The following is an 11,828-nucleotide window of genomic DNA, read 5'->3' as shown; positions in this document are numbered from 1 at the left end:
AAATAGGTTAAATTACAGCAATCTTTTTGAAACTTTTCTCTACTCAGACTGTATTTTTCCATATATTCCACCACCACCAACCTCGATCGCTAATTGACCCGTTCTAGCTAAATCAATTAAATGAGCGATTTTATGTGGCACAACTTGTTCAAGCTGGTTGAGCGTTACCACATGTAAAATATTCATTTCAGTACCAAATGCTTCTATTAGACGTTCCATCATTTTAGGGCCAATACCAGGGATGAAATCAAGTGGTACTTGATGAATATAAGGCGGTCTATTTCGTTCATTCAGAAAATCCTCTGATAGTTCCTGAATACGTGTAGCTACACCCTTTACGATTTGCATACTTCCACAGTTTGTACATATGGTAGCCTCGTTACCTAGTCGTTCTCCACATTTAGCACAGACCGTTTGATGATACTTGCCAAGCAAAGGATTTAAACCATAATTCGCTGTTACTGCTCGACCTTGTTGTTCATGTAGAGCCATTTTTAATTCTGCAAAATTTGCTTCTGCTAATTGTAACTTTTGATACTCACGTGCCAGTTTTCCAAGCGAATGGGCATCAGAATTACTAACGAACGTATATGCTTGTAATTCTTTGATACGACTTACCATATTGGTATCAGAGCTTAACCCTAATTCAATGGCATCGATAAGCTGCGGATCAAAGACTTCTGTTAAGCTACGCTCAACCCCTCTACCAAACAAACTTTTAAATGGTGTAAAAACATGGGCAGGAATAAACAGACCTCCCAATTCATGCACCTTTCGCTGTAATGTGAGACCGTCACAATAAATTCGCTGTGAACTCAAGTGGATATTTTTCATATGTTGGGACATCCAATCAGAGAACTGCTTCATTAACATCAGTGTTGGAAAGTAAGCAAGCACATGAATAGGTCCATGACAATATTGATCGTAAATTTCGATTTCCGACCCTGGAATCAACGTTGTTTCCTGAAAGCGTAGGCCGCCCTCTTTTAATTCCTGTAGTTCACCTTGTTCAATCATCTCCATCATTTCTTCGATTACTTCGGGTGAATGACAATCAATAATCCCAATAATATCTAATCCCTTTCTAGCACTAGCAGTCTCTAAAATTTTTGCTAACGTTAATGTTTTACTGCCAGTAATTTTCACTGCTCGCCCACTAGAAGTACGCCCAATATGAATATGTAAATCTGCATAAAATGTTTGCATTTCAATCGCTCCCTTTAGTATTTCAAGTACGTAAATTTTTTTGTTCAAGCGGACTCAAGATAAAAATACCTTACATCACAGCAAGGTATTTCTCACTTTATTATGATGGATGATTGGTGGTAGTGCTATTATTTGTCTCATAAGCACCTGAACTATGTGATGACCCTGACGATGAATCATAGGCAACTAATGTCACACCAATCTTTTTTTCAAGCTCGTTAATTTTCGCAAGTTGCTGTGGATCTAATTGAGCAAATTTAATGTCTTCCATTATCATCAATCCTTTCACTCATAAAGTTCCCTGAAATAAAAAAAGTATACTTCATTCCACCTCAACTTAATTGCTTAAAGCTTTGTGATTTAGCTAATTTCCAAACGTTTGTTGAATGAAAATGACTGATATTCAGTCATTTTTTTATTGACATTGTTTTTCTCATCCTGTAACATACTAAACAAGTAAGGCAAAAGTGAGGGATTGCATGTCAAAGGAAGAAAAAATTATTCAAGCTGCAATTGAAGTTTTTCGCGAAAAAGGAATTGAAAAGACGAAGGTTTCAGATATCGTCAAAGCTGCTGGGATTGCTCAAGGAACATTTTATCTCTACTTCCCATCACGCCTTTCTGTCATGCCAGCTATTGCAAAAAATATGGTAGAAAGAATTATTACTACCGTAGATGAAGGTGTTTCAGATCATAAGCCTTTTGATCAGCAACTTGAAGAGGTTGTTGAAATCATTTTCTCGATCACAAAGGAATATGGTGATATCGTTGCACTCATTTATGCTGGAATTGCACAAACAGAGCATTTAAAAGAATGGGAAAGCATTTATGCACCATACTATGATTGGATGAGTAATTTCTTATTAACGGCTCAACAACAAGGCATCATTCGAGATTCAATTAATCCATCACGGTCAGCAAAGCTTATTATTGGTCTAATTGAATCTGCCGCAGAACAAGTTTATTTGTTTGATGACAGCAAGGATGAAACGATGACACTGCTTAAGCTTGAACTTCTAGACTTTTTATATCATGCACTTGGCCTACGTCACGCGTAAGTGACGTTCTCTTTTATCTACAAAATGACTGAACGTCAGTCATTAATTCTATTAATGAAAGGATTTTAATTATGCAAAAAGAATGGTTATATGTCGGTCTAACAAGTTTATTTGAATTGTTTTGGATATTTGGTTTTAATGTAGCAAGTTCCTGGTGGCATTGGATTATTATTGTGTCTATAATTGCTATCGATTTTCACTTCTTATCAAAAGCTTGTGAAAACCTACCTACTGGTACCGTATACGCTATTTTCGCTGGTGCAGGTGCAATTGGCACTACGTTAATGGACATTTTTATTTTCGATGGAGAGTTTAATGCGATTAAAGGTATTTTCATGTTTATTTTAATATCGGGCGTTATTGGATTAAAATTAGCAGATAACGCACCAACAGATCACGATGAAAAGAAAGGAGTGAATGCATAATGGGTTGGGTATATATTTTATTAGCAGCAATAGCCGAAATTATAGGTGTTATTGGATTACGCTTTTATAGTCAAAATAAAACGATACGAAATTTATTATTATATGTCGGTGGCTTTGGATTATCATTTGCCCTTTTATATGCATCCTTCAATTATTTACAGCTAAGCATTGCCTATGTTGTCTGGGTAGGTATTGGTACTGTCGGTGCAGTGCTTGTCAATATCATTTTCTTTGGTGAATCCAAAAATCTATCACGAATTATCAGTATCATTGCTATTATCATCGGTGTAGCAGGGTTAAAGGCCGTATCTTAATTAAACTACACTCAAAGGACATCCTTCTTATATCGAGGAATGTCCTTTGTCATTTAAACCATTGAGTATATCTTTGAACCTGTTACATTTTTATAATTAAAAACAGATACACTGCGGTCATTACTCTAGCTAATGAAAAATCCGTCTCCTGTATAAACATTGACTATTTTTCTAACTAAGAAACATAAGAACTCTTCCTGATATGACTGTTTCCTATGCCATGTATTTTCGTAAATGCTACTTTCATAATGAATATATTATGTAAATTAGTTGTCCTTACTTTTTTAAACTTGACTGACCTTCTTTGCGAATTGATCTGGAACATACGTGAGGTATGGTTTACCAGTCAAGGAATGTGTTTGAATATCAGCAAAAACACCAAATACTTCTTGTAACAATGTTGGTGTTAGCACTTCCTCGGGTGTCCCATGACACACAATTCGACCTTGCTGCAACACGTAAATTTGATCACAGTACATTGCCGCAATATTCAAGTCATGTAAAGCCGCAACTACTGTTAAATGTAAGGTTTGAATTAAGTCCATAAGCTGAAGTTGATGTTGGATATCTAAATGATTCGTTGGCTCATCTAATATAAGCACTTGTGCTTGCTGTGCTAGTGCTCGTGCAACCATTACACGTTTTTTCTCTCCACCTGAAAGGGAGCTAAAGCTTCGTTTTTCTAAATGAGCTATACCTGTTTGCTTCAAAGCATCTTTAACAATTTGAAAATCTTGCTCTTGATCTAGCTCTAACAGTTTTTTATGTGGCGTTCTCCCCATGCTAACTAAATCATGTACAGTGAAATCAAATAAAACAGGTGTATCTTGACTAACAACAGCTAAATTCTTCGCAATTGCTTTACTAGATTGCTTTAAAATATCATGCTCATTTAATAATACCGTCCCGCTTTCAGGTTTTAGAAGACGATACATATTTTTTAGCAATGTTGATTTGCCACTACCATTAGGACCAATTAACCCAACAAACTGCTTTTTCTTTATTTGAATACTTACTTCATGTAGTATACGTTGATCGTTAATGGAGAATGATACTTGCTTTGCTTCTAATGTCATATAAGTTAATCTCCTTCACCGAAAGAATAATTATTGCGACGGAGTAGCCAAATGAAAAATGGACCTCCGCAAAAGGCTGTAATAATACCAATTGGCATTTCCTGAGGAGCAATGATAATTCGAGCAAAGGCATCAGCCCACACTAAGAAAATCCCCCCTATTAAAGCACTAATCGGTATCACATATTTATAGTTAGATCCCACAATTAAACGTACTATATGAGGGATAATTAGACCTACAAAACCAATAGAGCCACTGACTGCCACCAGTACACCTGTTAACAGGGAGACAAGTAATATAAGCTGAATCCGAAATTGCTGAAGATTAACGCCTAACGTCACTGCCGCTTCTTCCCCAAGTAAAAGTAAATTTAAATTTCGATAGTGTAGCCAGAGAAGCCCAAATACGACGAAAAATATGGAAGCTGGAATGATAATATTATTCCATTTAGCTCCTGCTAGACTACCTAGCATCCAAAACATAACAGCTTTTAAAGCCCCCTCTTGCTTTGACATCATTAAAATAAAATTAGAAATGGCCGTTAAAATAAAGGAAACAGCCATACCTGCCAATAACAGACGAAAAATAGAAACCCGTCCCCCAACACGAGATAAGAAAAACACCAGTGCAATGGCAAGTAATGATCCTAGAAAGGCTGATATTGAAAGCGCGTAAATACCTAAAAATGAAAAGGCTCCTAAAATAATCACAGATGTCGCTCCGACGGCTGCCCCTGAAGAAATCCCTAAAATATACGGGTCAGCAATGGAATTTCGTACAAGTGCCTGAATGGCTGCCCCCGCAATGGCTAATCCAGCACCAACAATAGCAGCCAATAAAACACGAGGTGCTCTTATTTGCCAAATGATAATTTCCTGTGAGCGACTCCAATCTTGCTCTATGGCATTTTGTATAAAGGGGATTTTAGAAAGAATAACTTTCCATACATATAATGGTGTAACTGATACAGAGCCGACCATGACAGCAAAGGTCATAGAAACAATTAATACGAAGAAAAGGATTAAGGAAAAAAATATAAACTTTTTATTCATCCGTTTTAAACTCCTACTGAATAGTGATGAATGAAGCAATAAAAAAAGGTATTCCATACGCAACTACGCATAGAAATACCCTAGAATAAACAAAGTCAGAAAAAATCCAGCTATTGTCCGTAATTGCTTGCATCCTCGTGGGCATTACAGGTATTACTAACTGGCAGGTCTCCTGGCTTCGATTCAACACCCTATAATTGCCTTCCCATTCTTCCACAGTGGCAAATAATATTATAGGACTCCTCGTTACAGTTGCGGGACAGCGTCGGACTTACACCGACTTCCCTTTTAAGTGACATTATAAAATGGCACACCAATAGTATTTGAATTTATAAAATTGTGACGATTCTATCATACATTTTTATAGATTGTTAGTCTACATGGAATTTTATTTCTAAGGAAGAACAATATATAAGCTGTATCTTCGCAGTTTTGCTATTTGCTCGTTATAAATTGGCTATCTATTACTTAATAGTTTTGGCATGGGAGGATACTCCACCACATCTTAGCCACTTTTCCTATCACATACATCAATAACATTTCGCTCTCTTCATTCATGTCAAAAAGCAATTGACATCCATCATTTCTGCACATTTGTTTGCTACAGTAAGGGAAAATAGTGAGGAGGATATTACATGATATTTAAAAGAAAATGGTCTACTGGACTTCTAGCAGTAACGGCCTTCATTAGTTTAACAGCTTGTGCGGAGGAGCAAACGAAGCCTGCATCTCCTTCCAATAACACTGCTGAAGAAATGGATCATTCTACGATGAGCCACTCAAGCTCAGGTGAAGTACCATCCACATTAAAGAACGCGGATAATCCGAAGTTTTCTGTTGGAAGTAACGTGATTATTACGGATGGACATATGGACGGTATGAGAGGTGCCGAAGCAACAATAATAGGTGCCTATAACACAACTGCCTATGTTATTTCCTATGAGCCAACTTCCGGTGGAAAGCATGTAGAAAATCATAAGTGGGTGATTCATGAAGAATTGATTGATCCAGAAGAAGCACCACTAGCCCCTGGCACAGAAGTAAAAACGGACGCAGCGCATATGGAAGGTATGGAAAATGCGACTGTCCGTATTGAGGAGGCTATCCAAACGACTGTTTATATGGTTGATTACACTTCGACCACAAATGGTGAAGCTGTTAAAAATCATAAATGGGTGACAGAAGAAGAATTAACCTCAAAATAATATGAACAACCTCTCCAGCATTTCTGGCAGAGGTTGTTTTCTAGCTTTTGTGTTGTAACGGTTTTCTATCAATTGACTTATGCCATTTATAGCCGATACCCCATACTGTTTGCAAGTAATCATCCGCAGGGAACCCACTTTTTCTTAATTTTTCTCGTAAATTACGCACATGAGAATCAATGGTACGATCTTCAATTGTCACATTATATCCCCAGACTGTGGTGATTAGATGTTCTCTAGAAAATACTTTATTTTGATGATCTAAAAATAAAACAAGCATGGAAAATTCCTTTGGTGTTAGGGGAATTGCCTCATGTTGAAAATATAATTCAAAGGATTCCTTATCTAAGCGAAGACCCTCAAAGCTAATAACCTTTTCCTCTATTTTCGATCTTCTTAATACCGCATATATACGTGCTAATAACTCTTCCTCATCGAAGGGTTTTAATATGTAGTCATCAGCACCGAGGTTTAAGCCTTTTACAATATCCGCATGCTCTCCTTTTGCAGTAAGCATAATGATGGGTACATCCCAAAACTTCCTAATTTCTTGGCACGCCTGCCACCCATCCATCTCTGGCATCATAACATCCAAAAGAATTAAATCTGCATGCCCATCTTCTAAAAAATCGAAAGCCTCTTGAACGGAAGACATAGCTCTACAATAAAAATTCGGCTCTAAATAAAGGGTTAATAAATCTAACATTCTTGGCTCATCATCAATGCATAAAATGGTTTTCATCTGTTTCTACCCCTTTAAAAGATAATTCAAAAGTAGTTCCTTTATTTATTTCACTGCTAACCTTCACTTCGCCCCCATGCGCCTGTACAAGTTCCTTGACAATAGCAAGCCCCAGTCCAGAACCACCTAAAGCACGACTACGAGATTTTTCCACTCGATAAAATCGTTCAAAAATATAGGGTAAATCCTTCTTTGGAATCCCCTTCCCTGTATCTTGAACGATAATGCTTAAAACATCATTGTGTTTCTTTGCGGTGACTGAAGTCGTATCTCCTGACGCACAATAGATTAATGCGTTATTTAATAGATTTATTAGGATTTGCTCTAGCCTTGCTTCATCTGCCCATACTGTCAAACCCTCTTCATAACGTACAATAAAATGTATACCCTTCTCTTGAAAAGCAGGGCTTAGCTTTTTTTCAATGTTTGTAAAAAATGAATTTAAATGTACGTTTTGTTGTTCAATCACAAACGAGTTTTCATCCATTTTAGCTAAATCAAATAAATCTTTAATTAATCGAGAAAGTCTATTTGTTTCTTCTATTATAATGGCTAAATACTTTTGGCGATCCTGCTCTGTTAAATCCCGTTTCGAAAGAATGTCGGTATAGCCTTTAATAAAGGTTAGAGGTGTGCGAAGCTCATGTGCAATGCTCGATAAAAATTCCTTACGCTCATGCCTTAAATGATTCAGATCGTTAGACAACAGCTGTATAGCATTCGATAAATCCCCAAGCTCATCCTTTCCATTGGTAGAAAGGGCGACTGTAAAATCACCTTTGCTCATTTTCAATGTGGCCTCTTTCATTTGAATTAATGGTTTAGCAAGCTTTCGAGATAGAACGATAATGACTGCTATAGTGACAAGACCAGATACTAACCCAACGATGAGAAAATGTTTATTTAAGCGTTTCATTAACGCATGAATGGAGTCTGTATTTTGAAACATAAAGACATAGCCAATCGTTCTTTGCTGATTTTGAATAGGACTAATAGTGGCAATCGCTTGAACCTCTTGCCAATCATCTTGTAAGATCCTTCCCTCATACGGTATTTTTCCCTCAATCTTATGGATCATATCACTAATTTCTAAATCAGGCTGCGAAGAAACCAGTATTGTTCCCTCATAATCAGTCACTACTACATCCGTACTTTCATTAGATTCCATAAGTACCACATGTGCTAGCGTTTCCTCGTTGAAGTTCTGTTCTAATACCGTACGATGTGAATTTCCCCTTGCTTGCAAACTTGCTAGCTCTTCCTCAACTCTAGAATTGGTTAAGGAGACATGTAAAAAAAACATCATAAATGTTTCGATACAAAATAATGTAATAAAAAAGATGATGCCCAGCTTTAGTGATAATTTTCTCATCTGTAACCACCATTTTAGAATTTCTTAAAAGTATAGCGTGAAAGTATGAAGATTTCATGCAGAAACAACATTAAAAAAATGTCTATAACGAAATGGACCTCCACTAAGGGAAATTTCTTGATGCTAATGCTTCTTCTTGTGCAGGGTCTTGAATTCGGCACAACTTTATAAAATGATTGTCACAACCCATGTACGTCAGCAACAGTTAATTAATTTAGTACATAATATTGCTTAAGCTATCTTCGTTAACCTGACTTGCTATAAAATTAGTTGATGAGTAATGGATTGATTGAAGAAAAACAAGCGACTCTTTGGGGATTAGCGTCACAGAAGTAGTTTTGGAGAGAACAATGTGGGTGAAACAGTTCATCGGATGATCCTTGAAAGCTTAGCTCTATGCAAAGAACAAAGTGATCGTTCACAAAGGAAATCAACTTTGCTTTGCTCAACTGCCATTCTTATTTTTCTAATAAGATGACCCATAAGTAAAGTATACTTATGGGTCAGATTTTAATTAAATGTATTTTTTTGCCCAGTTTAAAAAGTTATCGATGACTACATCAAGGAATTTTACTGTACCTTCATCAGTTAAATTGCCTTCTGCATCGAATTTAGTGTGAACAGCACCAATGTAAACATCATTGCCGCTTAGTAATGGTGAGTTAATGCCAGGAGAGAATAAAATATCGCGTAAATGTAATTGCGCTTTTACAGTACCTAAGTTCCCCATAGATGCACCCATAATGATAGATGGTTTACCAATCATTACTTTATCTACACGAGATAGCCAATCAATGGCATTGACCATAACGCCTGGTACTGTACCATTATATTCTGGTGTCACCCATAGTACAGCATCTGCCGCCTTTACTTTTGCTTTAAAATCAAGAACCTCTTGCGGTGCTTCATTTTCGATATCTTGATTATACATTGGTAGATCCTTTAAGCTTAAAACTTCAAGATCTAACTTTTCTGTATAACGTTTTTGAATAAATTGAGCTAATTGCATATTATAAGATTCTTTACGGATACTACCAACGATAGCTACCACTTTCATGATGTTTCCTCCTAAATGTACATTATTCATAGTATTTGTATAGCAATTCTATTTTATACCACATTAATAATAAGTGGCAAATTCTTCAACTGGCTTGCGATAGCCTCGTAAGCGACGACTGTCTTCTTTTTCTTTCCCAATTGTAATCATCAGTGCTATCTCTTTGGTTTCTGGCACATGAAATAGTTCTCGCAATTTCTGATGATCAAAACCAATCATAGGACAAGTGTCCCAGCCGCGATTTTTTGCAGCAAGCATAAATAGCATGGCAGACAAAGACGCATTTCGAATAGCTTCATCCTTCATAAATGTCTCACCACGTTCTTCATAAAATTTAGTATTCTCTGCAACAATTTCTACTAGTTCACTAGCTGTTATTATACCCAAATCAACCATACCTTGACTTAGTTCAGCAGTATCTTTATAAGCATCTTTATCACCTAAGACAAGGATTACCCCTGAAGCTGAATGCACTTTATATTGACCAAATGCCGCCTCTCGCACCTTTTCCTTCATATCCTCATCCAGCACAACGATATAGCTTGCATGCTGTAAGTTAAATGCTGATGGGGCGAGCTTAACATCCTCCAAAATAGGACGAATATCTTCCTCAGTCATCTTAACGCCCTTGATAAAATTATTAGCAGAGCGACGCTTATCAATCAGCTTGGAAAATTCCACTTATTAAACCTCCAATATAGTTATGTATTCATCCAGTAGTAACCCTACTGAATGAAATAATATTACTCATATTCTTTATCGAACGTAATGGAGCTTCTTACAGTATCTATTGGACGAACGAGGCCTTCAATCTGCTCACGCTTTGGTTCTAAAAACGGTGGTAAGGACAGTTTCTCACCTAGCGTTTCATATGGCTCATCACCCATAAACCCTGGACCATCTGTAGCCAATTCAAATAAAATTTGAGGTGCTACCCGTGCATACAATGATTCAAAGAAATGACGATTTACATAGCCAGATGTATGGAAGCCAAAGCTTTCAAAACGTGCAGTCCATTCATCTAATACTGCACGATTCTCTACACGAAAGGCTGCATGGTGAACCGTACCAAAGCCTTGTCGAGCAACAGGTAACACAGTGTTATGCTCTACAATAATTTGAGCGCCATTTCCACCCTCACCTACTTCAAATAGATGGAAATCCCCTTCTTCTGCAATTTCTTTAAAAAGCATCACTTTTTCTAGCATATCTTTAAAATATTTCACATTAGCTACACGAACAAATACTGGCCCTAAACCTGTAATTGCAAATTCTACTGGGATGGGACCATCTTGCCAAGGCGTGCCTGAAGCAACTCCTGTATTATGCTCATCAGAAATAAGCTGATAGTGCTGATCGTCAAAATCAACAAAGGACAATGTTTTTTTACCAAACTGTTCTTTAATACCTGTATGTTTTACAGTCAATCGATCAAAGTGCTTTACCCAATAATCTAAAGCTGCATCCGTCGGTACACGGAAAGAAGTTTTTGATATTTCATTTGTTCCATGTACCCCTTTTGGGATGTTTGGGAAATCAAAGAATGTCATATCTGTCCCTGCACTACCTTTATCATCTGCAAAGAATAAATGGTATGTTTGAATATCATCTTGATTCACTGTTTTCTTTACTAAACGCATACCTAAAACGAATGTAAAAAATTTATAATTCTCTTCAGCACTACTTGTAATAGCCGTTACATGGTGTACACCTTTTAAATGATTCATACAATATTCCTCCCATTTATCTCGACTTCGAGATATATGTGTAAAATTTTTTAATAATTAGTAGCGTTTTTACCTACTTTTTTAAGAGACAAAATCATTGTGTCCAGCTCCTGCGATTCCAATACTTCAAAAATCTCGTTTATTTTTTGTTCATGCCTAGGGAAAATCCTTTCCATTAAAGCCTGTCCCTCATAAGTTAATAACACATACGTAACACGTCGATCTTTCGGACATGCCTTTCGATATACATAGCCTTTTTGCTCGAGCTTATCAATTACATAAGTAATACTACTGCTTGCAATTAATATTTTTTTACCAATCGCTTGAATAGGCTGCTCTCCATGATGGTACAAAAATTCAAGAACCGAAAATTCGGTTTGATTTAAATCATATTGAAGTAAATCTCTTTTAGTGGCATCCTGAATCGTTTGATATGCTCGGAACAAGACCGTAAATGCTTTTAAGTTACGATTGTCTTCCTTCATACGACTCCCTCTTTTACTTCGAATTCATTTATCTTTAATTCGAGATAATAATAACATATTCATTTTTAATCAGCAATCATTTTGTTTCTCACGTTTGCCATCTTCTTCT

Annotated in this window: 14 protein-coding genes and 1 riboswitch; of the genes, 4 read left to right on the top strand and 10 right to left on the bottom strand. The window is 36.7% G+C overall.

Going from position 1 to position 11,828, the window contains the following annotated elements:
- Window positions 1-39: 39 nt before the first annotated feature.
- Complete coding sequence (locus MHI34_RS10150) at window positions 40-1,206, bottom strand: endonuclease Q family protein (protein ID WP_036124615.1); 1,167 nt, start codon at window positions 1,204-1,206, stop codon at window positions 40-42.
- Window positions 1,207-1,306: 100 nt separating this feature from the next.
- Window positions 1,307-1,477 carry a hypothetical protein gene (locus tag MHI34_RS10145; protein ID WP_170829888.1) on the bottom strand — a complete coding sequence of 57 codons (171 nt, stop codon included), beginning with the start codon at window positions 1,475-1,477 and terminating at the stop codon, window positions 1,307-1,309.
- A 208-nt stretch (window positions 1,478-1,685) separates the two neighbouring features.
- Between MHI34_RS10145 and MHI34_RS10140 the strand changes: the two genes are divergently transcribed.
- The 3 genes from MHI34_RS10140 to MHI34_RS10130 all read left to right on the top strand — a co-directional run bounded on the left by MHI34_RS10140 (window position 1,686) and on the right by MHI34_RS10130 (window position 3,003).
- A complete protein-coding gene (locus MHI34_RS10140; RefSeq protein ID WP_036124620.1) occupies window positions 1,686-2,264 on the top strand; it encodes a TetR family transcriptional regulator in 579 nt (192 codons plus the stop codon).
- Between the two features lie 71 nt (window positions 2,265-2,335).
- The gene (locus MHI34_RS10135) at window positions 2,336-2,689 is read left to right on the top strand and encodes an SMR family transporter (protein ID WP_036124623.1); all 354 of its coding nucleotides are present in this window, start codon (window positions 2,336-2,338) and stop codon (window positions 2,687-2,689) included.
- On the top strand, window positions 2,689-3,003 hold the full coding sequence (locus MHI34_RS10130) for an SMR family transporter (protein ID WP_342504394.1): 315 nt from the start codon (window positions 2,689-2,691) through the stop codon (window positions 3,001-3,003). Before MHI34_RS10135 ends, MHI34_RS10130 begins: the two co-directional genes overlap by 1 nt.
- A gap of 284 nt (window positions 3,004-3,287) precedes the next feature.
- Here the strand turns inward: MHI34_RS10130 and MHI34_RS10125 are convergent, their stop codons facing one another.
- Window positions 3,288-4,079, bottom strand: a complete 792-nt coding sequence (locus MHI34_RS10125; RefSeq protein ID WP_342504393.1) for a heme ABC transporter ATP-binding protein — start codon at window positions 4,077-4,079, stop codon at window positions 3,288-3,290.
- Between the two features lie 5 nt (window positions 4,080-4,084).
- Complete coding sequence (locus tag MHI34_RS10120; RefSeq protein ID WP_036124629.1) at window positions 4,085-5,131, bottom strand: iron chelate uptake ABC transporter family permease subunit; 1,047 nt, start codon at window positions 5,129-5,131, stop codon at window positions 4,085-4,087.
- A 144-nt stretch (window positions 5,132-5,275) separates the two neighbouring features.
- Window positions 5,276-5,464, bottom strand: a riboswitch (cobalamin riboswitch).
- 302 nt (window positions 5,465-5,766) lie between these two features.
- Between MHI34_RS10120 and MHI34_RS10115 the strand changes: the two genes are divergently transcribed.
- Window positions 5,767-6,336, top strand: a complete 570-nt coding sequence (locus MHI34_RS10115; protein ID WP_342504392.1) for a YdhK family protein — start codon at window positions 5,767-5,769, stop codon at window positions 6,334-6,336.
- A gap of 40 nt (window positions 6,337-6,376) precedes the next feature.
- Here MHI34_RS10115 and MHI34_RS10110 read toward each other — a convergent pair whose 3' ends face one another.
- The 6 genes from MHI34_RS10110 to MHI34_RS10085 all read right to left on the bottom strand — a co-directional run bounded on the left by MHI34_RS10110 (window position 6,377) and on the right by MHI34_RS10085 (window position 11,719).
- A complete protein-coding gene (locus MHI34_RS10110) occupies window positions 6,377-7,078 on the bottom strand; it encodes a response regulator transcription factor (protein WP_036124632.1) in 702 nt (233 codons plus the stop codon).
- The gene (locus MHI34_RS10105; RefSeq protein ID WP_036124634.1) at window positions 7,056-8,450 is read right to left on the bottom strand and encodes an ATP-binding protein; all 1,395 of its coding nucleotides are present in this window, start codon (window positions 8,448-8,450) and stop codon (window positions 7,056-7,058) included. Before MHI34_RS10105 ends, MHI34_RS10110 begins: the two co-directional genes overlap by 23 nt.
- 514 nt (window positions 8,451-8,964) lie before the next feature.
- Window positions 8,965-9,507, bottom strand: coding sequence for an NADPH-dependent FMN reductase (locus MHI34_RS10100; protein WP_271911067.1), 543 nt, complete (start codon window positions 9,505-9,507; stop codon window positions 8,965-8,967).
- A 63-nt stretch (window positions 9,508-9,570) separates the two neighbouring features.
- Complete coding sequence (locus MHI34_RS10095) at window positions 9,571-10,188, bottom strand: nitroreductase family protein (protein WP_036124638.1); 618 nt, start codon at window positions 10,186-10,188, stop codon at window positions 9,571-9,573.
- Window positions 10,189-10,250: 62 nt separating this feature from the next.
- Entirely contained in the window at window positions 10,251-11,234 is a 984-nt protein-coding gene (locus MHI34_RS10090; RefSeq protein WP_342504391.1) for a ring-cleaving dioxygenase, read from the bottom strand.
- Between the two features lie 50 nt (window positions 11,235-11,284).
- Window positions 11,285-11,719, bottom strand: coding sequence for a MarR family transcriptional regulator (locus MHI34_RS10085; RefSeq protein ID WP_036124642.1), 435 nt, complete (start codon window positions 11,717-11,719; stop codon window positions 11,285-11,287).
- Window positions 11,720-11,828: the final 109 nt, after the last annotated feature.

The sequence above is a fragment of the Lysinibacillus sp. FSL L8-0126 genome (assembly GCF_038630385.1).
GTDB classification, from domain to species: domain Bacteria; phylum Bacillota; class Bacilli; order Bacillales_A; family Planococcaceae; genus Lysinibacillus; species Lysinibacillus fusiformis_D.
The sequence above is the reverse complement of the archived record's forward strand: the minus strand, read 5'-3'. Positions and strand labels throughout refer to the sequence as shown.